This is a genomic window from Niallia oryzisoli (assembly GCF_043641075.1).
Lineage (GTDB): Bacteria > Bacillota > Bacilli > Bacillales > Cytobacillaceae > Bacillus_BD > Bacillus_BD oryzisoli_A.
Map to the genome: position 1 here is coordinate 11,943 of NZ_JBHZRC010000016.1, position 24,870 is coordinate 36,812.

General features: G+C 39.9%; 16 protein-coding genes, 1 tRNA gene, 1 riboswitch and 1 other annotated feature. Of the genes, 1 reads left to right on the plus strand and 16 read right to left on the minus strand.

Features of this window, described 5'->3' with window-relative positions:
• Window position 1 precedes the first annotated feature (1 nt).
• Window positions 2-1,903: a D-proline reductase (dithiol) proprotein PrdA gene (gene prdA / locus ACHUFV_RS24560; protein ID WP_394238833.1), complete on the minus strand. Its 1,902-nt coding sequence runs from the start codon at window positions 1,901-1,903 to the stop codon at window positions 2-4.
• A 61-nt stretch (window positions 1,904-1,964) separates the two neighbouring features.
• Window positions 1,965-3,254: a proline reductase-associated electron transfer protein PrdC gene (gene prdC / locus ACHUFV_RS24565; protein WP_394238835.1), complete on the minus strand. Its 1,290-nt coding sequence runs from the start codon at window positions 3,252-3,254 to the stop codon at window positions 1,965-1,967.
• Window positions 3,255-3,630: 376 nt separating this feature from the next.
• Between prdC and ACHUFV_RS24570 the strand changes: the two genes are divergently transcribed.
• Window positions 3,631-3,727 (plus strand) — tRNA-Sec (locus tag ACHUFV_RS24570).
• Window positions 3,728-3,938: 211 nt separating this feature from the next.
• Here ACHUFV_RS24570 and ACHUFV_RS24575 read toward each other — a convergent pair.
• The 14 genes from ACHUFV_RS24575 to ACHUFV_RS24640 form a co-directional block, all read right to left on the minus strand.
• On the minus strand, window positions 3,939-4,859 hold the full coding sequence (locus ACHUFV_RS24575) for a sulfite exporter TauE/SafE family protein (protein WP_394238837.1): 921 nt from the start codon (window positions 4,857-4,859) through the stop codon (window positions 3,939-3,941).
• 579 nt (window positions 4,860-5,438) lie between these two features.
• Complete coding sequence (gene proS / locus ACHUFV_RS24580) at window positions 5,439-6,878, minus strand: proline--tRNA ligase (protein WP_394238839.1); 1,440 nt, start codon at window positions 6,876-6,878, stop codon at window positions 5,439-5,441.
• A 50-nt stretch (window positions 6,879-6,928) separates the two neighbouring features.
• Window positions 6,929-7,133: a binding site (T-box leader), on the minus strand.
• 231 nt (window positions 7,134-7,364) lie between these two features.
• A complete protein-coding gene (locus tag ACHUFV_RS24585) occupies window positions 7,365-8,822 on the minus strand; it encodes a CoA-acylating methylmalonate-semialdehyde dehydrogenase (protein WP_394238841.1) in 1,458 nt (485 codons plus the stop codon).
• A 64-nt stretch (window positions 8,823-8,886) separates the two neighbouring features.
• Window positions 8,887-10,077 (minus strand): iron-containing alcohol dehydrogenase, encoded by a 1,191-nt coding sequence (locus ACHUFV_RS24590; protein WP_394238843.1) that lies wholly within the window; start codon window positions 10,075-10,077, stop codon window positions 8,887-8,889.
• A gap of 165 nt (window positions 10,078-10,242) precedes the next feature.
• On the minus strand, window positions 10,243-11,529 hold the full coding sequence (gene hisD, locus ACHUFV_RS24595) for a histidinol dehydrogenase (protein ID WP_394238845.1): 1,287 nt from the start codon (window positions 11,527-11,529) through the stop codon (window positions 10,243-10,245).
• Between the two features lie 230 nt (window positions 11,530-11,759).
• The gene (locus ACHUFV_RS24600) at window positions 11,760-12,761 is read right to left on the minus strand and encodes a LacI family DNA-binding transcriptional regulator (RefSeq protein ID WP_394238847.1); all 1,002 of its coding nucleotides are present in this window, start codon (window positions 12,759-12,761) and stop codon (window positions 11,760-11,762) included.
• Window positions 12,762-12,793: 32 nt separating this feature from the next.
• Window positions 12,794-13,753 (minus strand): 3-hydroxyacyl-CoA dehydrogenase family protein, encoded by a 960-nt coding sequence (locus ACHUFV_RS24605; RefSeq protein ID WP_394238848.1) that lies wholly within the window; start codon window positions 13,751-13,753, stop codon window positions 12,794-12,796.
• A 38-nt stretch (window positions 13,754-13,791) separates the two neighbouring features.
• Window positions 13,792-14,553 carry an SDR family NAD(P)-dependent oxidoreductase gene (locus ACHUFV_RS24610; protein ID WP_394238850.1) on the minus strand — a complete coding sequence of 254 codons (762 nt, stop codon included), beginning with the start codon at window positions 14,551-14,553 and terminating at the stop codon, window positions 13,792-13,794.
• Window positions 14,554-14,747: 194 nt separating this feature from the next.
• A complete protein-coding gene (locus ACHUFV_RS24615) occupies window positions 14,748-16,187 on the minus strand; it encodes a GntP family permease (protein ID WP_394238852.1) in 1,440 nt (479 codons plus the stop codon).
• Between the two features lie 264 nt (window positions 16,188-16,451).
• Window positions 16,452-17,738 carry a histidinol dehydrogenase gene (gene hisD, locus ACHUFV_RS24620; RefSeq protein ID WP_394238853.1) on the minus strand — a complete coding sequence of 429 codons (1,287 nt, stop codon included), beginning with the start codon at window positions 17,736-17,738 and terminating at the stop codon, window positions 16,452-16,454.
• Between the two features lie 516 nt (window positions 17,739-18,254).
• Entirely contained in the window at window positions 18,255-19,835 is a 1,581-nt protein-coding gene (gene guaA / locus ACHUFV_RS24625; protein WP_394238855.1) for a glutamine-hydrolyzing GMP synthase, read from the minus strand.
• A gap of 119 nt (window positions 19,836-19,954) precedes the next feature.
• A riboswitch (purine riboswitch) is annotated at window positions 19,955-20,056 on the minus strand.
• A 32-nt stretch (window positions 20,057-20,088) separates the two neighbouring features.
• Entirely contained in the window at window positions 20,089-22,269 is a 2,181-nt protein-coding gene (locus tag ACHUFV_RS24630) for a transglutaminase TgpA family protein (protein ID WP_394238857.1), read from the minus strand.
• Complete coding sequence (locus ACHUFV_RS24635) at window positions 22,266-23,480, minus strand: DUF58 domain-containing protein (RefSeq protein ID WP_394238859.1); 1,215 nt, start codon at window positions 23,478-23,480, stop codon at window positions 22,266-22,268. The genes ACHUFV_RS24630 and ACHUFV_RS24635 overlap by 4 nt, the downstream gene beginning before the upstream one ends.
• Before the next feature lies 1 nt (window position 23,481).
• Window positions 23,482-24,420 carry an AAA family ATPase gene (locus ACHUFV_RS24640; protein WP_394238946.1) on the minus strand — a complete coding sequence of 313 codons (939 nt, stop codon included), beginning with the start codon at window positions 24,418-24,420 and terminating at the stop codon, window positions 23,482-23,484.
• Window positions 24,421-24,870 lie beyond the last annotated feature (450 nt).

The following is a 24,870-nucleotide window of genomic DNA, read 5'->3' on the forward strand; positions in this document are numbered from 1 at the left end:
CTCAGTTTAGTACTGGCTCCTGATCAGGCTCATAAATTTCCATACGCTTTTTGCTCTTAGGCAGTACTTGCTCGTTGTCGACTAGCTCAATCTTTCTGCCAGTTGCTGTTTCAATGGCCTCAACGTTATTTAATTTAACATTTGGATTCCATTTTCTTTCAGCTGGCTTTACTTTCTCTCCGCCAAGAACGGTTTTTAACATAGCAAGGGCGCGAATCGCATCTTCTTCACAAAGTGTGTTATTTGCGAGAATTTCATTTTCAATACCTTGCATAGATTTATTGTTATCAACCATGTTGTTCATATATTTATTACCAACAACAAGTGCTCCTTGGACAGCAGAATAAGTCATGCCGACCACTTCAATACCGCGTTTACCAATCTCTTCGATATGGGAAGCAAAATCAATATGGTTATTTCCGAAACCTTCAGTGGTTACGATTGCTCCATCAATATCCATTGCTTCAATCATCATGCCAAGACGCTTAGAAACATAGAACTTCTCAGAGTTAGCTTGTGGTGATCCAACAAATACTACACCCACTAAATCAATTTCTTCGTCTGCCATAGCTGCTTCAACTAATGGTTCTCTGAAATAATGGCGTGAACATTCTTTAGATGCAGGTCCAATACATGTTAATGCGTGGATTCCACCATCAAGAACTTCTGTTGGTGCTAACATAACTGGTAGATTTCCTAAATCTACGTTTGGTTTTGCACCTAAGGTACCTACTGGCTCAACTGGCATGATTAAGTTATCATGCATTGCACCTTGTCCCATGATTTCCTTCACAATTAAAACCTTCTTATTACCAGGGCGGCGGTACTGAACGATTTCTTCAGTAAATACGGCTAAGGAATCGTCTGCTTCCTTAAGTGCTTTGCGGATTTCCTCTGTAATCAAATCTGCTGCTTTATGGGCTGCTAGAGGACCACTGCGCTCCATGTTTGTACCTGCTTTAATTGTTACTTGAGCTTTAATGAATATTTCACCTTTATCAGGAGCACCTGGACGTCCCCACATAATGTTCTTATTAAGTTCACCTTCAGATGATCCAAACTCACCAATTTGTACTCCGTTTGCATCTGTACCTGTTAAGACCATAATGGCACCATCAATTACGCGAGTAATTCCATGGCCAAGTTCGCCTTCTTCTTTCGTTGCAATTGGTTGAACATCCATGATCGTTTCGCTGTACATGTCATACATATCAGGTGTAATAATTTCCAATTTCATGTCTTCTACTAGCTCTTCTAATTTAACGGAATCTTGACAGATTTCATCTGCATGGCGCAGTACTAATGTCGTGCCGTCAATTTTAGTAGTTTCTCCAAAAACTACTTTATTAATTGGGAAGTATTTCTTTTGAAGACTGCGGATTCTCTTTGCTTCCTCAGCTTTCTCTTCTATTACTTTCTCTGTAGCACTGCTGACAGAGCTAACAGCTTGTCCAACATGTTCTGTCGGAACAATACTGCTGATACCTTCTACTGTTAAAGGAATTTCAAGACTGATTCCTTTTCCTTCTGCAATCGTTAATTTAATTGTTTTAGCTTGGCTTGTTACCGGTGTTGTTACAACTGGCGCCGCTTCTACTTCTTGTACTGCTGCTTCTGCTTTTACTTCAGCAGTCTCTTCTTGTTCTACTGCTTTCACACCCTCTAATGCATCTGGTGTTAATGGGATAAGAGCATCTAATGTTTTTGTAAGTTTTGCTCCAATTGCTTGCTCAATTGTGATATAATTATCTGGCATCTTTAGTAACCCGCTATCTTCAAGATCTGGAAAAAGGGCTGGATCTTCTAGATTATCGGGTTTAATAATGGTTCCTGCTTCTGTTCTACAGCATAACACTGCAGGGTCTTTGGCATGGTCTTTAGCTGTTTCTACAGTAATTGACATAAATAAGCCTCCTAATAAATTTTTTGCTTCATGTTAATAAAGGGTAGGAAACGAATGCAAATTATTTAACGGTGGCTAATTTTCTGTATAGCTTATGACCTGCCGCACGTAATACGTGATCTGTACTGTGATAAACCGGAACTCCTAACCTAGGAGCTACACCCATGACGGTGTTAGTTCAATCCTGGCACGTTCCTGTAAGTACAACTTCTGCCCCTGCTTTTTTCATGCTTAGGACCTTTTCAGCTTGTCCCGGACATACTCCCGGCAAACTACATCTATACCTTCCGTTAACCTCTACCATTCGTTTACATCTTTCAGCTGCTACTACTTCTGCACCCATTCCGGTTGCAATTTCAGTTAATCTCTCTTCACTGCCACCGCATTCACACATAAGAATCCCTACTTTTCGGGTCTCCTGTGGGAAAGGCATTGCTACGAGAATACCACCTGAAGTTTTTGTAAGCGGTGTATCTTCTTCTCCGTGTCTGCCAGTAAATGGACCTCCTATAACGATTTCTCCATATGGATGAATATATCCGCCACATTGTTCGATATAGTATTTAACCGGCATACCAATTGGCTGGTTCAAAAAGACTGTTGTTCCATTCTGAACTCGACCAGACACTGTTAAATCCTTTTCAATAAATGGTTTACGCAATTCAATTGCTTCAACGGCATGTTTAATTGTTTCAATGTTAGAGACAATCGCATTTGCTGCAATCGGCAATTGTCCTGGCTCTAGCGTGTAACCTAACAATTCCCTTATAATGACACGTTCATCACCAGATGGATACATATCAGGCAAATATTTCAGTTCTACATCCGGCTCATCTTTACATGCTTTACCTAGAGCAATCATTGCCTTTTGATATTTTGTCTTAATCGCGATATAAGCCTTTTTTGCTTTTGTGATTTCCATTAAATATTTTAAACCGCGAACGATAAGCTCTGGCTGTTCTTCCATCAGTTTAACGTTATGGCTTAATAATGGTTCACACTCTGCTGCATTCGCAATGATGTAGCCATTTTCAACCATTGTGTTATATTTCACATGCATAGGGAAACCAGCCCCGCCTGCACCGACAATCCCTGCTTCTTTAATAGCCTCTAAATAATTATCTGTTTCTGGAATTGGAACAAAGTCCTTTGGCTGATCCGGTGCCATCTCAATAACAATTTCACTGTCAGTAATCTCTAGTACTGCTCCAGATACACTTGCATGAATATTTGCACCTAAGCCTTGAGGAACCGCAATCTTTTGTCCTCTTTTTACGATTTCACCTGCATTAACAATTGGCTGACACGGTGCGCCAACATGCTGTCTTAAAAGTATATGAATGATTGTCATTTTTTTCACCTCCTCATTTCTGCTCCATCATATCATCACGAATTGGAAAAAAATATAGTCATTTCTATGATTTTGATAGTTTTCATCAATCATTCAAATATTAGTAATTTTTTTGTCACCATAGAATTGGAAAACGTTTATAAATAAAGAGTTTAAGAGGGTTGTTTATAAAGGATTATATATTCTTTATAACGAATGTGATATTGTGCACAAACTTTCACATTTTAGTCAACCATAGGTAAAACCAATGCGTTTCTCGGTATATTATATAAACCTTTGATAAAAATTGCAGCACCTCAATTCCGCTTACTTGATTTACTTTTCTAAAATAACAATCAAATTGACCCTATCCTTTTTCTTATGCTACTATCTCTTTGGGAGTGGATAGGTTCTGGTGTTCCTTCTAGTCTTCAAAACTAGCATGAGGAGTTAATAGCTTCTTAGGTGGGTTCGATTCCCACACATTCCCGCCATAATCTTTTAAATAAGTTTAGCGAAACTGCTACTTAACGAAATGCCCTTCATTCCTTTAAATGAATGGGCATTTTTTATATGATTTTTTATCATTACTATTTGGAAGAAAGAACATGGAAGACGGCAATGCCGTCTCCGTTCCGTCCTATTCATAAAAGCTTGCCACTAAACTTCTATTGAATTGATAATGGGCTAAATTAATATGTTAGATTATGCACCTTTGTGATACTCCTGTGGTGACGGTGCTTCAGGAGTAGTAGAAGAAGCTGGTTTAGTACTTTGTAAATACATTGATACTGCAGTATAAAGTACGACTGCGATGATCAACCATGTTAAGATGGTTAGATCTAAGCTGGTAACTAATGTTACAGCTGCAATAACTCCAAGTGTGCCTCCAATCGTTAAACCAAGCGCACCCTTTTTGGAATAACGACTGAACTTAACGAATTCAAAGCTTGCTACAGGCATTAGTGCTGCACATGATGTCATCATAATTGGAAATGCAGCAAGCGGATTTAAGCCTAGCATATAAACCAACGCCATGCATGGTGCGTATAAGCCAATACCTGCCGTCATAAGCGCACCAAGGATAAAGTTACCTACGATACCAATGACAAGAGGTATACCTGTAAGTCCCATTGCTTCATTGCCTTGACCAAGCATATCAAGTAATGATAATTGTTTTAATGCCATAATGATTGCTGTAACTGCAAGGGCAATTCCCATAATTCTTTGAATTTTCCGTTCGGAAAGCTTTGATACCCATTTAGCACCTAACCATGAACCTACCATTGCTGAAATAACCATTGATACAAGTGTTAATGCTTCTACATTAACAACCGTAATAAAGATAACTGCTTCGATAATAACTGGGATTGTGTGACCGACGTTTAATGTTCCAGGCAGCAATTCATCATTTTTTAGGAATTTTGTTACTTTAAAGCCTAATGTGGTTGTAGCATATGAACCAATTCCAAGAGTATCAAGAAAATCTGTAATGACACCGACAGGATATGCAATCCATGCCTTCTCTGGTCCCAGGTTCGACTTGTGCTTAATGATGTCTCGGATAAAGAAGAATGAATACCAAAGTCCTAGACCAATGAGCAGTGTTAAAATTGCCGTAACCATTTCCTACCATTCCTTTCATATTTTAGATTGCCTTACTACCTGGTTCATTGATACGTAATTACTACTCTAGTTAAACAAATAATGTACCAAGGATGCTTTTATATACAAATGGTTCGTCAATTCCAAGCTCCCCGCTTCCAAATGACGATAGTCATTTTTCACCTCCTTAATCAGCTACATCATATCACCAGATTTATTAAAAAAATACAGAGTTTTCCAATAGATTTACGGATTTCACCAATGATTCAAAAATTTGCAATTATTTCGTCACCATTAATTTGGAAAAAGCTGATAAATCAGGGGTTTTAGAGGTTATTTATTTATACCACTATTGTTCATTATAAGGAATGTGATATTGTGCACAAACTATCACAATTTAGCCAAGCATAGTTATTATTTTCTATTTCTGTTGGAATTATATTTGTTTTTATATGATTGAGTTAACACTTTATAACGCACAAATGAATGGTGATTTGGGTTGGAGGGTAATGTCTTTTGCTTGAACTGGAAGATTCCTGTTCTTTGCCATTTTCTAAAGAACAGAAATCTCCGCTCAAATCAAGTTTTTCTTACTTGGCCCTAATATGCTCTTGCCCAGTGAACAATCTTTGTTGCTTCTTTTCCACAATGCGGGCAGACCTTTGATTCAACTGGCTCTTTATTGTTTTCAAAAGACATGCATCTTGCCGTTGCCGTTGTATCTTCTTTGACTTTTTCTTCACACGCACCATCTTCACACCATGGTGTAACAGCAAATCCGCCTTGTTTAATCCGCTGATTAAACACTTCTCTATCTTCTGTGTACTCTGTTTTTGCATCTGCACGCTTCTTAGCACTTTCAAATAGGTTGCGTTGAATTTCTTCCAGCAGCTCAGCAATTTTCACATCTAGATTTTCAAGCGATAAGGAAATTTTCTCGCCAGTATCACGGCGAACAGCGATTACTTGATTTTGACTGATATCTCTTGGTCCAACTTCGATTCGAATCGGAATACCCTTCATCTCAGACTCATTAAATTTCCAGCCTGGCTGTTTATCACTGTCATCTAATTTCACCCGGAAGTCCGCCTCTTTCAGCTGATCCTGGAGCTGGTAAGCGAAATCCAGCACACCTGGCTTATTCTGAGCGATTGGTACGATGATTAGTTGAGTAGGTGCTACTCTTGGCGGTAGTACAAGCCCCCTGTCATCGCTATGAACCATGATGAGGCCGCCGATTGTGCGGGTTGTCATCCCCCAGGAAGTTTGGTAGACGTACTGCAGTTCACCATTTCTATCAGTAAACTTAATATCAAATGCTTTTGCAAAATTATTTCCTAAGTTATGTGATGTGGCAATTTGCAATGCTTTTCCGTCATACATTAACGTCTCAAGTGTGTAGGTATTTGCCGCACCTGCAAATCGTTCATTTGCTGTTTTGACACCCCGTACAACAGGAATAGCAAGTAATTCCTCACAAGCCTCAGCGTATATTTCCAGCATGCGCAATGTTTCGGCTTCTGCATCCTCAATCGTTTCATGGCATGTATGCCCTTCCTGCCATAAGAACTCGGTTGTGCGAAGGAACGGGCGGGTTGTTTTTTCCCAACGGACAACATTGACCCATTGATTATACAGCTTTGGCAAATCACGATAGGATTGAATGATATTTTTATAATGTTCAGCAAATAAAACCTCTGATGTTGGACGAATCGCCAGCTTTTCAGCTAATTGATTTTGGCCGCCCTGTGTTACCCAGGCAACTTCCGGTGCAAAGCCTTCGACATGCTCCGCTTCTCTCATGAGTAAACTTTCTGGGATAAGCAGCGGCATACACACGTTCTCATGGCCTGTTTCTTTAAAACGTGTATCTAAAAAGCGTTGAATATTTTCCCACAGTGCATAACCTGTTGGACGGATAATCATACATCCTTTAACGCTTGAGTAATCAGCTAATTCAGCTTTTCTTACAACATCTGTATACCACTGGGCAAAATCAACTTCACGCTTTGTAATATCTTTTACAAAATCCTGACTCACTTTCTTCACCTCAATATTAGAATTTAATATACAAAAAAAGCATTACTTATAACAGGGACCATTACTGGCGGTACCACCCTGTTTTAAAGCAATGCTTTACACTTATCATGATAATGGTTTTTAACCATGCGCTATAACACGCAGAACTCGAAGGCAGGTTCAAGGGATCATTCACGTGAAAATCTTTCAGCAGCCGATTTTCTCTCTATTATGTAAAATGATTGAGCCTTTACTATTCCTCTTCAACGTCCTTATTAATATTTGAAAATAGTATATCAGCCTAATTTCATTACTGTCAACGAGCAAAAATGTGAACAAATTTTTTTATTGATTAAACTATAAATGTGTTTTTATCTATATCATAATATCTATTATTATCCCTATATAAGACAAGGCAGAAAAATAATCATTAATCATAAAAAAGCATCACCATTCCTCCAATCAAGAGAAATCCGTGATGCCTTTTATAATTCTATTTATTTAGATTTACCAACGAGCCGTTAGCATTTTACGTTTTGTATAAAACTCAACTCCGTCAGAGCCGTTTGCGTGTAAATCTCCATAGAAAGAATTTTTCCAGCCTGAGAACGGGAAGAAGGCCATTGGTGCTGGTACCCCAACGTTTACACCAAGCATTCCAGCCTGGATATTTTCTCTAAAGTTACGTACATTACTGCCATCTTGTGTGAATAGGCATGCCCCATTACCAAATTCTGATTGGCTTGCTAATTCAATTGCTTCGTCCAGACTATCAACGCGAACGACGGATAGAACTGGCGCGAAAATTTCTTCTTTCCAAATTCTCATCGATGGTTGGACGTTATCAAAAATGGTTGGTCCGACGAAATATCCATCTTTATCATAAGCTTCATCTTGACGTCCGTCACGAACAAGAGTAGCCCCTTCTTGCTCACCAATTTCAATGTATTGTACAGTTCTTTCTTTATTTTGCTGACGGATAACAGGGCCCAAGAAAACACCTTCATCCATACCATTTCCAATTTTAAGTGAGTCACTTTCCTCTTTCAGCTTCTGAATCAATTTATCCGCTACATCACCTACAGCGACAACAACGGAGCATGCCATACATCTTTCTCCGGCAGAACCATAAGCCGCACCAATGATTTCTTTTACAGTTAAATCTAAATTAGCATCAGGCATCACGATCGTATGGTTTTTTGCTCCAGCCAATGCTTGGACACGCTTACCATTTGCAGCTCCTGTTTTATATACATATTCTGCAACCGGTTGAGAACCGACAAATGAAATGGCAGGAATATCTTTGTGCTCCAATAGTCCATTTACAACATCATGTGCACCATGAACAATATTCAAGACACCATCAGGAAGACCTGCTTCCTTAAATAATTCCGCTAAGCGGTTTGAAAGTAATGGTGTTCTTTCAGATGGTTTTAATACAAATGTATTTCCGCAAGCAATGGCAAGTGGGAACATCCAGCATGGAACCATCATCGGGAAGTTGAAAGGTGTAATTCCACCAACAACACCAACAGGGTAACGATACATTCCAGACTCAATACTTGAAGCGATATCAGGAAGCTGTTTTCCCATCATTAAGGTTGGAGCGCCTGCTGCAAATTCAACACATTCAATTCCGCGCAGAACCTCTCCATATGCTTCTTTATAACTTTTTCCATTTTCAATTGTAACTAGCTTTGCTAATTCTTCCCAATTCTCAATTAATAGTTGTTGATATTTAAATAAAACTCTAGCACGCTTTGGAACTGGTGTTTTACTCCATGTTTTAAAGGCTTCCTTTGCAACGGCAACAGCATCATCAAGATCCTCACGAGTTGAGAACGGTACTTGAGCAATTTCCTCCCCAGTTGCTGGGTTATAAACAATGTCAAACTTTTCCGTTTTGGCCTCGGTCCATTTTCCATTAATAAAGTTTCTTAAGATTTGAGTAGTTGTCGTTGTCATAATGATTGATCTCTCCCTTTTTATCAAATGGTTTAAAATAAGTTATTTAAAAATGAATCTATTATTATCGAATCTCTTGAACTGCTAATTGGTAATCATAGCAAACTTGATAAAGCTCCACTAACTCCGTATGACTTGGAACTCTAGGGTTATTAGCAGGGCTTCCGCTATCGATCGCATCTGCTGCCATCTTTTCTAGAACTTCATTATAGGCCTTTTGATCAATTCCCCATCCCTTTAAGTTCGGGATATTTAACTGAAGGCAAAGCTCTTTAATAGAGGTAACAGCTAGTTCAGCTGCTTCTTCATCAGATACATTGCTTTCCGGTTTAAAGATTCTTCCAATGTCTGCAAGTCGGCTGATACAAGAAGACTTGCTAAACTCAAGCACAGCTGGAAGAAGCATTGCATTAGAGATACCGTGAGGAACATGGAAAAGAGCTCCAATTGGTCTTGACATACCGTGTACAAGACATACAGATGCATTTGAAAATGCTAATCCTGCTTGGAGGGATCCTAGTGACATTGCCTCACGAGCATCCTCATTTCCTCCATCATTGTAAGCAGTTAATAAGTTCTTTATAATCAGCTTCATAGCAGACACTGCCAGCGTATCCGTCATCGGTTGTGCTCTTTTTGAGAGATACGCCTCGATAGCATGACTAAGGGCATCTACACCTGTTGCTGATGTAACTGTTTTCGGAGATGAAATCGTTAATAATGGATCAACAATAGCTACCTCCGGCATAAACGCTGGTTGTTTTACCATCATTTTTACATCATTACTAGTATTAGTGATAACCGTTACATCAGTAGCCTCTGAACCAGTACCAGCGGTTGTTGGTATGGCAATATGCGGAATAGGGGCTTGTTCAGCTATCTTTTTTCCACCCATATAATCACCAATAAATCCACCATTTGTCGCTAAAACGGCAACAGCTTTCGCTGTATCAATGCAGCTTCCCCCGCCAATAGAAATCACAATATCACAGTTTTCTTGCTTAAAGAGTTCTAGTGATTCACTTACGTATTGATCAGTTGGCTCGGAAGCTACTCCCAAATAAGTGATGCTGCTAACAGATTCTTTAGTTAATAGATTTTGGCACTCATTTACGTATCCCAGTGAATCCATAATTTTATCACTAATAATTAGAGCCTTACTTCCCTTTAATGATGCTTCCTTTCCCACTTGTGAGAAGGCGTTTTTACCATAAAAAATATTTTTGGGCGATCTAAAATTAGAAAATGCTCGCATTATGTAATATCCTCCTTATTAACATTGTTTCTTTTGGGCTCTTGTTAAACTCAGTTGTTGATTCTCTTTCCTGGTACTTCGATTATCGCTTATCAACCGCTGAGCCTCTTTGACATTACGTGTCTGTGGAGGCTCGGCGTTTCATCTGTTACTTTGAACTTCCCCTTATTTTGCTTCTACTTTTCCATAACGGCGTACGCGCAATTTTGCCTGCTCCGCATGGGCCGCGAAGTTCTCAAGCTCGCAAAGGCGTGCACAGTATTCGCCAATCATAGCTGTTGCTTCCGGTGATACTTTTTGGTACGTACAAGTTTTGATGAACTTTCCTACCCAAAGCCCTCCGGTATAGCGTGCGGCACCTTTTGTTGGAAGTGTATGGTTCGTACCGATGACTTTATCGCCATATGCTACGTTTGTTTCTTTTCCTAAGAACAATGCACCAAAGTTGGTTAAGTTTTGACGGAAATATTCAGGATCTTCCGTTAAAATTTGAACATGCTCATATGCCAGTTTGTCGCCTTCTACTACAGCTTCCTCTAAGCTATCAACCAATATGATAATGCCATTGTCTTCCCATGCGATACGTGCAATATCTCCGGTTGGTAGAAGCTTTAATTGACGCTCGATTTCTACTAATGTTTCTTGAGCTAATGTTTCTGATGTTGTAATTAACGCACATGGAGAAGTTGGGCCGTGCTCAGCTTGTCCAAGCAAGTCTGTTGCCACCATTTCTGCATCTGCTGTTTCATCTGCAATCACAAGTGTTTCAGTTGGACCTGCTAAAAGGTCAATCCCCACTTTGCCGAATAATTGGCGTTTTGCTTCTGCAACAAAGGCATTTCCTGGTCCAACTAACATATCAACGGGTTCAATTGTCTCCGTTCCAAGGGCCATAGCTGCCATGGCTTGAACTCCGCCTAGAAGATAAATTTCATCCGCACCCGCTAAAGCCATTGCTGTTATAGTGTGGGCTGGAATTTCTCCGTTGATTGGCGGTGTGCAGGCGATAACACGCTTAACACCCGCTACTTTTGCAGTCAACACACTCATATGTGCGGAAGCAAGCATTGGATAACGTCCCCCAGGAATGTAGCAGCCAACGCTGTTTACCGGAATGTTGCGATGTCCTAAAATAACTCCAGGCAATGTTTCCACTTCAAGATCACGCAACGCTGATTTTTGTGCTTCAGCAAAGCGGCGGATGTTTGCCTGAGCAAATTTAATATCTTCAATATCCTGTTCTGGAATACTTTTGACAATTTCGTCAATTTGTTCTTGTGTCAGACGGAAACTTTCCGGTGACCATTTATCAAAATTCGCGGATAGTTCACGTACTGCCTCATCCCCGCGTTTTTCTACATCTATTAAAATATTTTGTACCGTTTCTCTTACTTGTGCATCTGCCTGTGCAAGATCTGCTTTGCTTTTACCCGTTTTTAAAAATCTAGCCATAATGGCGCCTCCTTATATATTATTGGATACGAATGCATTTTTAAGTATTATTATATTAATGGATTTATTATTTCTTATTCTTGCATACGTATTCATAACTTTCATATACCTAGATTAAAACTCTTAGCCTATTTTGTCAAGCGCTTTCAAATAGAATTTTCAAATAAATTTGAAGGTTTGTACTTAAGCAACAGACAGTAAAAAACCAGCCCTCTTTTCAGAGAACTGGTTTAACGTTGTGCGACTGAATTCCTTTCCACTAGATGCCCTTTAATGGATCTGTTTACGGACAAGCTTTCCGATTCACTCTTTTTAATATCACTTAATAGGATCTCAATGGTTGCTTTAATCATCTCATCTACAGGCTGTTTCCATGTCGTTAACGAATAAGCGGACCATGCTCCCATACTTATATCATCAAATCCAACAATGGATACATCCTCCGGTATGCGGACTCCGATTTCTTTTGCAGCATCTATGGCCCCGAGTGCCATAATGTCATTGGCACAAAAAATAGCGTCCGGTGGATTTTTACTGTTAAAAAGACGGAGAGCAGCCTGATATGCCTCTTCATATGTGTACTCGCCACTATCTGTTATCAAATTATACCCATTTTCTACCAGCGCATTCCGAAAGCCTTTTTCCCGATCAAGGCTGGTTGAAGTATTGTGAGTACCGGATATAAAAGCAAAATGTTGATGCCCCTTTTCAATCAAATACTTTCCCACTTGGTAACCGCCATCCACGTTGTCGCAGGCAACCGCACGGAAAAGGGGATCCTCAATGTATCTATTAAACAATACAATCGGGATATGATTATCATTAAAATAGTTGGCAACCGACGAGGTTAAAAGGGCATCTGTGACGACAACCCCTTCCACATTATATTCTAAAAATTGATTCACATCATCGCCGCTAAGTTGATCATTTTCTGCATTCACAAATAGAACTTGATAGCCCCTTCTACCTAACTCTTTCGAAAATTTACTTAGAACTTCAGGATAAAATGGATTTTTTATATCCCCCATTACAATGCCGATCATATTACTTTTTTTGGTGATTAAACTTCTTGCAGCAGCATTTGGGCGATAACCTAATTCTCTAGCCGCTTCAAGCACCTTTTTCTTCGTTTCTTCCGATACACTTGCCCCAGGCGTGAACACGCGGGAAACAGTTGACTGGGACATCCCTAAATACCTAGCCACATCAGAGGCCGTAATACTTCTTTGCACAGCCTTTTTCCTCCATGCATATTTTTCCATTATTATATCACAGGGGATTTCTTATGGTCTAGAAGGTCTTGTTTTAACCATCTAATCAATTCTTTTTCCCGCTGCTTATTCAATTTATTAGAGAACTCCGGTGTCCACTCATAAAAACCTCTTCCATTTTTCTGACCGTATTTCCCCTCATCGACTAACACACGCATCTTCCCAAGGGAGACCTGTGCGCTGGACAAATCTTGAAAAAGATAACTTGAGATATCATCAAATACATCCAGTCCACCCATATCGGCAGTCATAAACGGACCTGTAACCGGGAGGCGCCGGCCTATGCTGTAGCGGACGGCTGTATCAATATCTTCAGCCGTTGCGGCACCCAATTCCAATATATATTGCGCTTCTCTAAAAAGAGCATATTGCAATCGATTCACAATTGAACCGAGAATATCCCTTTTCACCTCAATCGGCTTTTTCTTCATTGCTGTTAACAAAGCCAATGCCCGATTGACCGTTATGTCCGATGTCTTCTCACCACGAACCACCTCAACCAATGGAATCAAATGGCCAGGATTCCAAAAATGCGTCACAACCATTCGTTCCGGATGAACCATCGAAGCCGCAATTTCAGTTGGACTGAGGCCGGACGTATTGCTTGCAAGGATGACATCTATCCCACATTGTTGATCAAGTTCTTTATATAAGTCTTGTTTAAGTTTTAAATTCTCAGGAACAGCTTCAATGATAAAGGTCGCATCATTGATACATTCCTCCATCGAAGTCATAAATTCGATTCTGTATTGAATTTCTTTTATTTCCGATTCACTAATGAAATCTTCTACTGCTAAAACTTCAAGTTTTCCTTGAAGATCCCTTTGTCCACGTTCAATATCCTCTATACTGGTTCCCCAAACCTTGACTTGAAACCCGGCAATAGAGGCGGAAAGTGCAATAGAATGGCCCATTGTCCCTGAACCTAATACCGATAGTTTTTCCATTGCCATGACGAATCCTCCCTTTATTTAAAAAAGATGTTTCCTCTTTAAATCGCTGTCCATCCCCCATCCACACGGATCGTTTCACCGGTAATAAAATTAGCCAAATTGGAAGACAAAAATAACACGGCCCCTGTTACATCTGATGGTTGAGCTAACTCACCAAGCGGAATCCGCGATAGAACATCCTGATAAAAGGCTTGGTCGCTAAACATCTTTTGAGTAAATTCCGTTTCGATAAAGGTAGGAGCAACCGCATTTACTTTAATACCATAAGAGGCCCATTCCACCGCTAGTGCCTTTGTTAACTGCACTGCCCCTCCTTTACTGGAGCAGTATGCGGAACGTTTGATATAACCTACAAATGCCATTTGCGAGACAATGTTGATAATCTTTCCCTTTCTTTGCGGCATCATGTATTTCCCTGCCCGCTGCGAACAAAAGAAAGTCCCTTTCAGGTTAGTATCCAGTACTTGATCCCAATCTTCCTCTGTAACCTCTAATGCAGGCTTCGGAATATTAATCCCCGCATTATTGACAAGAATATCAAGTCCACCGAGTGTTGATACTGCTTGATCAACCATATGATAGACACTTTGAACATCCTGCATATCAGCTGCAAGATACGAGCAATTCGGATTAAAGACTTTTAGTTCCGCTACTGCTGATGACAGAGATCCTTCATCACGTCCGGTAATAATGACATCTGCCCCCAGCTCTGCAAAGGCAATGGCAATATCATTTCCAATACCTTTACTACCTCCGGTCACTAATACCTTTTGGTCCTTTATTTCATTAAAGTACGTCATATGTACCCTCCCTTATATAACTTCCTTCTGACGCCTCGCGAAAACCCTTTAAGGTCAATAAAATATACGAACGGCGAGGAATCCCCCGCCGTTTTGATTACGTAATAAAAACTTTTTACATCATTTCTACTGCCTGACCTATATTTTCGTCACTAGAGTCGGGACATAAATGTTATACTTCTGTTTTTTTATAATTAGACTATTCCAGTTAAGCTGTAAACTAGGATAACGAAGAAACAAGCAAGTGTTTTAAAGATGGTAACAGCAAAAATATCCCCGTAAGATTGTTTATGTGTTAAACCTGTAATAGCAAGTATGGTAATAACAGCGCCGTTATGAGGCAGGGAGTCCATACCGCCTGACGCCATCGCAATAACACGGTGCATGACTTCAGGAGGAATATTATACTGTGTTGCGGCCTGAAGAAATTTATCTCCCATGGCACTAAGGGCAATTCCCATTCCACCTGACGCTGAACCCGTAATCCCCGCCAATACGTTCGTTGTTATAGCTCCATTAAGAAGAGGGTTTGTAAACATACTAGAAATTCCATCACGCACAACACCAAAACCAGGAAGAGAAGAGATAACTCCACCAAAACCGTATTCAGAAGCCGTATTCATTGTTGCAAGCAAAGCTCCTCCAATACTCATATTGAGTCCTGCCTGAAAACCTGTTGCAACGCGTTTCCAATCATATGCCACTGTAGCAAGAATCCCTAATACTAAGGCAATTTCAACTGACCAAATTCCTGTTACCGCTGCAAGATCAACTTTACCAAATGACTCTAATCCGATTTGAGAAAAGTCAAATCCATTTGGATACCATTTAGGAACGGAAGTAGTCAAAAATTTATTAGCTACGCCTACAAGAATAAGCGGGACAAATGCCAAGATTTGGCGCCCTACGCTTGATTCCTTCAAATTATCAGCAGCAGATGGTAAATCAACAGCCTCAGAAGCTGCAGCCGTTTCTCCGCCTGCATCACCAAAGCCAAAATACCCTTCACCTTTCGTCTGCGCTTTTTTGCGGCGGCTTTCCAAATAAAACATCCCTAAAACAAAGACAAATATAGATCCGATAATCCCTAACGTTGGAGCTGCGTAAATATCCGTCTTGAAGAAGGTTGTTGGAATTACATTTTGAATTTGCGGCGTACCTGGTAACGCATCCATTGTAAACGATAATGCCCCTAAAGCAATGGTTCCCGGAATAAGTCGTTTCGGGATATTCGCTTCCTGGAAAAGATTCGCTGCAAATGGATAAACAGCAAACGCAACAACGAATAAACTTACTCCACTGTAGGTTAAAACAGCACACATGATGACAATTGCCAGCATCGCTCTCTTTTTGCCAACTACTTGTACAATTGTTTTCGCAATTGACTCTGCTACACCTGACATTTCAACGATCTTTCCAAAAACTGCTCCCAATAAAAAGACAGGGAAATAATTCTTAATAAACCCAACCATCTTTTCCATAAAGATGTTTGAGAAAAACGGTAACGCATAGCTAGGCTCTGTCAAAATCACTGCGAGCAGTGCACAAAGCGGCGCAAATAAGATAACTGAAAAACCACGGTATGCAATAAGCATAAGAAGCCCTAAAGCCATAATAATAATGACTAAATCCATTATGGTTTCCTCCCCTGTTCAACTAAAATAAACGATGATTAGTTATGAATAAATACATTTTTATTAGAAACTTATGATAGTGAGCGTTTACATTCCTATATACTAAAAATTTGATAATAAATAAGAACTGTTCAAGGGCCTTTATACAATATCATGCCTCTTACTCGTTAATATTAAGAAGAAAGATACATCAGGCCAACCCACTAATTTACTGATAACCATGTGAAACAAGATTTTCGTGAAGTGCCTGACACCAATCAAGCCCTATTTTACTTCTACTTTTCCATAACGGCGTACGCGCAATTTTGCCTGCTCCGCATGGGCCGCAAAGTTCTCAAGCTCGCAAAGGCGTGCACAGTATTCGCCAATCATCGCTGTTGCTTCCGGTGATACTTTTTGGTACGTACAAGTTTTGATGAACTTTCCTACCCAAAGCCCTCCGGTATAGCGTGCGGCACCTTTTGTTGGAAGTGTATGGTTCGTACCAATAACTTTATCGCCATATGCTACGTTTGTTTCTTTTCCTAAGAACAATGCACCAAAGTTGGTTAAGTTTTGGCGGAAGTATTCTGGATCTTCCGTTAAGATTTGAACATGTTCATATGCCAGTTTGTCGCCTTCTACTACAGCCTCCTCCAAGCTATCAACAAAAATGATGATCCCGTTATCTTCCCATGCGATACGTGCGATATCTCCAGTTGGTAGAAGCTTTAATTGACGCTCGATTTCTACTAATGTTTCTTGAGCTAATGTTTCTGATGTTGTAATTAACGCACATGGAGAAGTTGGGCCGTGCTCAGCTTGTCCAAGCAAGTCTGTTGCCACCATTTCTGCATCTGCTGTTTCATCTGCAATCACAAGTGTTTCAGTTGGACCTGCTAAAAGGTCAATCCCCACTTTGCCGAATAATTGGCGTTTTGCTTCTGCAACAAAGGCATTTCCTGGTCCAACTAACATATCAACGGGTTCAATTGTCTCCGTTCCAAGGGCCATAGCTGCCATGGCTTGAACTCCGCCTAGAAGATAAATTTCATCCGCACCCGCTAAAGCCATGGCTGTAATGGTGTGTGCTGGGATTTCTCCATTGATCGGCGGTGTGCAAGCAATCACGCGTTTGACGCCGGCTACCTTTGCAGTCAACACACTCATGTGAGCGGAAGCAAACATTGGATAACGTCCCCCAGGAATGTAGCAGCCAACGCTGTTTACCGGAATGTTGCGGTGTCCTAAAATAACTCCAGGCAATGTTTCCACTTCAAGATCCCGCAATGCGGACTTTTGTGCTTCAGCAAAACGGCGAATGTTTGCTTGGGCAAATTTGATATCTTCAATATCCTGTTCTGGGATACTTTTGATAATTTCGTCAATTTGTACTTGTGTCAGGCGGAAACTTTCCGGAGACCATTTATCAAATGTCGCGGATAGTTCTCGCACTGCCTCATCCCCACGCTTTTCTATATCTTCTAAAATCTTTTGTACCGTTTCTCTTACTTGCGCATCTGCCTGTGCGATATCAGCTTTGCTTTTACCCGTTTTTAAAAATCTAGCCATGATGGTGCCCCCCTTTTTTTGAATGCGTATGCAATATTTTGTAAAAAAATTTTTTACCTAAACACGAAATGATTAATAGATTAATATTTTAGAAAATTGCGAGCGTATTCATTACTATAAAGACCATGATCCTTTTTGTCAAGCACAGATGTTATTTGCTTTTAGTAGGGTTTCAAAGTTTCCAATCAATATTAACAATTGTTTGACAAAGTACGTAAAAATTTGTATCATCTTATTGAAAGCGTATTCACTATATAAAAACTTAAAATAACACATTCAAATTCTTATGTTTGAGTTCTTTTGCATACGCATTCGTATAATAATTAGGTATCCAGCAGTTTCTCTAAGGTTCATATTGATTTAATTTTTAAGGAATTATAGTTATTTTCAGCGTAAAATGCATACGCATTCAATAAATTGTTTTTATGGCAGATATTTATTAAATAAAATAAACAAAAAGCATCATTGATCCCCTTTTTAGGAGGAACAATGATGCCTTTTACAAAATTTTTATACTTATTCCCACTCAATTGTTGCTGGCGGCTTACTTGTTATATCATACACGACTCTATTCACGTGGGCCACTTCGTTGACAATTCGAGTTGAAATAACCTCTAATACGTCCCAAGGAATACGAGCCCAATCCGATGTCATACCGTCAATTGAAGTGACAGCACGAATACCGATTGTATAATCATACGTACGGGCATCTCCCATTACACCAACACTTCGAATGTCCGGAAGAACCGTGAAATATTGCCAAATTTCTCGTTCCAAACCAGCTTTTCTAATCTCTTCACGTAAAATATAGTCTGATTCACGAACAATTTCCAATTTCTCGTCAGAGATGGCTCCTAATACACGAATACCAAGTCCTGGTCCAGGGAATGGCTGTCTCCAGACAATTTCATCAGGAATTCCAAGCTCTGTTCCTAAGGCACGAACTTCGTCCTTAAACAGTGTATTTAACGGCTCAATTAACTGGAACTGCATATCTTCCGGTAAACCGCCCACGTTATGATGCGATTTAATTGTTTGCGCTGTTGCTGTACCGCTCTCAATAATATCTGTATATAAAGTACCTTGCGCCAGATAATCAATCCCCGCAAGCTTTGTTGCTTCATCATCAAATACATAGATAAACTCATTTCCGATGATTTTACGTTTTTTCTCGGGATCGCTGACACCCTCTAATTTAGATAGGAAGCGTTCTTTAGCATCTACTTTAATAACATTCATATTGAAGCCTTCAGCAAAGGTTTCCATAACGCTTTCCGCTTCACCTTTACGTAAAAGACCATGATCAACAAAGATACAAGTTAATTGGTCGCCGATTGCTTTATGAATTAAAACAGCTACAACTGAAGAATCCACACCACCGCTTAACGCACATAAAACCTTTTTATCACCGACTGTCTGACGGATTTTCTCCATTTCGATCTCGATAAAGTTTTCCATAGACCAATCGCCTTTACAGCCACAGACAGAGAACACAAAGTTCTTCAGCATTTCTGAACCATAAACGGAATGCTGTACCTCTGGATGGAATTGAACAGCGTATAGATTTCTTTGCTCATCGCTCATGGAGGAGATTGGGCATGACGGGCTTGTTGCATCAATTCTAAAGCCTTCCGGAGCTTCTACGACAAGATCACCATGACTCATCCAAACAATCTGCTCTTTAGGTAGATCACCAAAAAGCTTTGATTGATTTTGGATGGAAATATTGGCCTTGCCATATTCGCGTTGTTTCGCAGGCTCAACCTTCCCATTAAAATGCTTTGTCATTAATTGCATGCCATAGCAGATACCTAAGATTGGAAGACCCAGTTCAAAAATAGCCTCATCACAGCCGAAAGCATTTGCATCATAAACACTATTTGGGCCGCCGGAGAAAATAATCCCCTTTGGATTCATTTGTTTAATTTCCTCTGCTGTAATCGTATGCGGATGTAGCTCACTGTACACCCCGAACTCCCTGATTCTTCTTGTAATTAACTGATTATATTGACTACCAAAGTCAAGTACGATAACCATTTCTTGATTTTCAAGCAACGCCTTCCCCATCAGCCTATTCACCTCATTAATTATTGTCATACTGTTATTCTTCTCTAATTACTATAAATCTCCACATCAAAAATAAAAATAATTATTTTTTTTATAGCTTAGCCAACATAAAAAGGAATTCCCCCACACAGAAGGCAGAATTCCTAAAAGATCTAGTTCCCTGTCTTCATAGTCAAATCATTTACGGTGATTTGGTAGAAACTCTCGAACCATATTATCGAATTTATATGAAGTATCGAATTATTAGTACGAATGTTATTGTACCAACAGGTTAATTTTTAGGTCAAGCTATTGTCTTTTTTATTAAATTTTCCCATAATTCTTTCATTTCGTTCCAAGTACCTTTTTGCAGTTGATTTCCATAGAGGTATTGTTCATACCTCCTCGTTAACCTAGTCATTTCCGTAGTTGAATATCGTTCATCAATCTCTTTTGCATAATCCCTTAATGTCAGCCCGGTATCTCTTTCCATACCAATCCGTTTCAGCTGCTTTAAAAGTGAAGCATATGCAGAAATAAAGAGTTCATCTTTATCGGAACCCATGTATTTCCTAATATAAAATGCCGGCAGCCACTTTTTGCGAATGCGATAAGCATAATATACCGTGAGTAAGAGCAATATGACAAGCACTATCAGCAAGAACCAGCCAGCAGAAGCTATCTTTTTCAAATTATCCCCAATGCTATTAGAAGAAACAGCCTTATTTTCCGTCTGGCTATTTTCATTCTGGTTTAGTTCATCCAATTTCTCCTTTTCTTGCTCTTCCGGCTGTACATTTGCTTCGGTGTTATCCTTTTCCTCGCCTTCTTCGGTAGTAGCAGCAGCCTCATTGGTAAATCCCGGTGTAGGCTCAAACGGAACCCACCCTACCTCCGAAAAATACACTTCAACCCATGAATGGGCATTATTATTCGTGATCTCATATTTATATAAATCACCTTCCATGCCCGTATAGCTACCTTCTGTATACCCCTTCACCCACCTTGCCGGGATATCAAGTGAACGTAATAACACAACCATTGAGGTAGAGAAGTTATCACAATACCCCTGCAGCGTCTCAAACAAGAATTGATCGACATAATCCTCATCCTCATTTGGAACCGCTACATCAGTCAATGAGTAGGAATAGCTACCGGTTTTAAAGTACTGCTCCACTGCCTTCGTTTGATCGTATCTATTCGTTTTCCCCTTTGTTATCTTTGCTGCCAGTTCTTTTACTCGTGACGGGAGTTGATCAGGCAGTTGTGTGTACCGAGACATAAAGGATACACCAGCAGAATCAGTTACATTGGTTCTTAACATATCAGCAGTATAGTAAGGAATTTCATATGTTACAGAATAGCTCTCAAGTGGTACTGATTCGCCTCCATTAAAGGAGTAGATTTTTTCTATTGATGGGTCTAATTCAAAGGAATATCCTCTATCTGATTGAATCCTTTTTATACCCAAAGGATACAAAAGATGGGGATACGCTTTTATTTGATGTACAGTACTTATTTTAAGGATTGATTGCTCATAATTACTTCCTTCAACAAACGACGTAATAGGTGTCGTACTATTGCCCCAAAATGGAATGTTCCTTTTGTCTTCCTCAGACTGAATCCATCCTTTACCTGTATAGACATCCTTTGTCTCAACCTTCCAGTAATGAGGGGATTCAACGATTGTTTGAAAAACAACTGTAGAGTCTCCGGCTATTGAACCTCCTAACTGGGTATCATCCTCACCATAGCCGACCTTTTTCGTCGATCCAAATCCAGTGAATACCTGAAGAGCCGGTACCGGATCAGGCCAAATTGGTTGGGACTTTGGAAGGATATATCCGAGAGAAGCACTGCATAAAACCATCATCGATAAAACTAACACCCATTTACGAAGCATAATGTTTTCTGTTTTCAGCTTTTCATTATTGAAATGACGCAGAAACGTAAGGATACCGACAATCAAAAATCCAACCAGAACAATACGAACAACAGCCCCGCTGGCATCATAGGGCGTAAACGTATCAAGAAAAGTGACATATACGAGCGTCATAAAGAAAAAGATTAATATCTTCCTTCGTCTAAAAAGCCAATACTCCAGGAGGTACACCATCATCCATAAAATAATAAAAAAGAATAAGCTTCTGTATAGATGTGATACTTCCATTAATTTCCCACTGAATACATATACTGAATTTAATTTAATGTCATTAATAAAGGCAGGGATCCAATCTGCTTGAAAAAAACTCCCTTTAAAATAAAGAAAATGTAGAAAGTAAACAATGACAGACCCCTTTATTAAAATACTCACGTACATGGGAGCTCGTAAAAAGAAAAGCAGTAAACAGACAAGGATAAACAATAGAAATACACTAATTTCTGCTGATTCCGATAGGCTTTTAATCGGCCAAATCCATTCCAGCAATAAGAGAAACCCCAAACTATATAGTAATAAAGAAGTAGCATCCTTCCATCGCTTCATCCTCTGCTCACCCCCATCAGGCCTGCAGAAAATTGTTCTTTATAGATAAAGGTGATTTCTATTCCATAGTTTTTTGCTCTAGATTTTAGTGCTAGTTCAGCTGAAGCAATGGCTTCCCCTAAGTCCTTTATAACAAAAATCGTCACAGGAAACCTTCTTGCCGTAAATTTACTTGCTGACTCAATAAGAGAGGAGGTTAGTTTAGCTGTCACAAGCACATAGCTGATTTGCTGCTGTTGTAGGAAGCTGTCCGTACTAAGCACCCGGTCAAATGGGATAGGCGAATCATCCTTCGCCTTAGCCAAATAATAAAACAGCATCTGTCTTCCATCTGCCCCGCTATGTAACGGAATGGCTGCCCTCTCAACTCCCACAGCTAAAAAGCCGACATGTGCATCTGTCTGAAGGATTGCCTGACCAAGCGATGCTGTAAACGAAACAATCGTTTCAAACCGGTGGTCCTTCGTACAATCCATTATGAGGAGCATGTCATCTGACTGAAGCTGTTCAAATTCCTTTGTAACCATTCCATTGCGCCTTGCAGAAGCTTTCCAGTTAATCCAGGAGAATCTATCACCTGGTTGGTATTCGCGAATCCCTGCTACCATAGACGCCTCTCGTTGGATCCGATTATTCGATGCCCTTATTCCCTGTTCATAATAATTTCCCGACTCAAAAATCAATTTTTCATAGGCAGGGTGAACTAATATGCTCTCCTTTAACTTTAGATGCTTCTCTTTTTCTATTAAACCAAGCAGGTCGCTTGTAAAAAGTCTTACCGCCTGTAATTCATGCTCTCCTCTAGGCAGGCTGGCAATCTGATACTCATACGTTATTACTTTTCGAAAACCAGGAAAAAGAAATACTTTATGCTGATTTTCATGGGCTGCATTTTCCAGCGATTCACCTAGGCAGTCCTCTACTATTAAAAATAAGAGGGGGAACGGTTTATTTCTTTTTAAGGTTACTTTCACTGTCAGCGCTTCATTTGCGTAGTAATCCCATCTTGTCAGACTTCTTTCAACGGTAAAATCCTCTAAAGAATAGAAAGCAAGCAGTAAGGCATAGAGGGAAAAAGGGACAAAGCTGTATAGTAAAAACCAACTGACAAATCCGCCTTGGAACATAGCGTACGAAAACGTAATGATCATTAATAAAAGCAACGTGAAGAGCTTCCAGAAATATTTCACCAACCGGAAGGTGTCACCCATTTTATACCACCCTCTGAACCGGAACAGGTATAGTCTCCATCATTTCCTTTAACAGATCTTCAGTTGAAACTCCTGTAAATCGAGCTTCAGACTTAAGAATGATTCTGTGCGTAAATACAGCGGGTACCAAGAACTGTATATCATCAGGCAGTACATATTCTCTTCCGTACATAAATGCGTAAGCCTGGGCAGCCTTCATTATAGCAATCGACCCCCGCGGACTGACTCCCATATATACCTTTTCATGGTTTCTAGTTAGGTTGGCAATCTCCACAATATAGCGTTTCATTGATTCATTCACATAGACATCCTTGATTTGACTTTGCAGACTGCGTAATTCCTGCAGGCCAATCACCGGCGTAATGTCCTCGATTGGAGACTTCTGCTGCACCCGATTTAAAACTTCTATTTCTTCATCCTGATCGGGGTAGCCCATTCGCATTTTTAATAGAAAACGGTCAAGCTGTGCTTCCGGCAGCGGGTAGGTCCCTTCATAGTCAGTTGGATTCTGCGTTGCCATAACAAAGAACGGTTTTTCTAACCTATGTGTTACCCCGTCAATCGTAATACTCGCTTCCTCCATTGCTTCTAAAAGGGCAGATTGCGTTTTCGGTGAAGTTCGGTTAATCTCATCAGCCAAAATAATATTGGCCATCAACGGACCTGGAATAAATTGAAATTCCATTTCCTTTGGGTTATAGATTGACACGCCTGTAACGTCCGAAGGCAGTAAATCCGGCGTAAATTGGATTCGCTTGAAATTTGCCCCTACGGATTTCGCTAGAGCCCGTACCATCATTGTTTTTCCTACACCCGGGACATCCTCCAGTAAGACATGCCCCTCTGCCAGTAAGGCAACTAAGCTCAATTCTGCTACGTTACGCTTTCCAATCATTACTTTTTCGATATTGTATAATATCCTCTCTACAATTGGATTCATGACTTCATTCACCACGCTCTCTCCTCCCACCCTTGTCTAAGTAATAATGCATATCCATTCCCTAATTCATAAGGTATTCTATATAAATTCACACTTTAATATAATTTCATTCTATTCTGTCAATTTTATCTATCTATAGTTTAATATTTTTGTAAAATAATTGCAAAAAATAAGGTGCTGACTCTTTTTCGCTTTCTGATGAAGGACAGTCTGCTTTTCCATGAACGGAATTTTGTCCTTCAGAACCCTTATGAAGGACAGTCTGCTTTTCCGTGAACGGAATTTTGTCCTTCAGAACCCTTATGAAGGACAGTTTGCTTTTTCATGAACTTGATTTTGTCCTTCAGAACCTTTATGAAGGACAGTTTGCTTTTTCATGAACTGGATTTTGTCCTTCAGAACCTTTATGAAGGACAGTTTGCTTTTTCATGAACTGGATTTTGTCCTTCA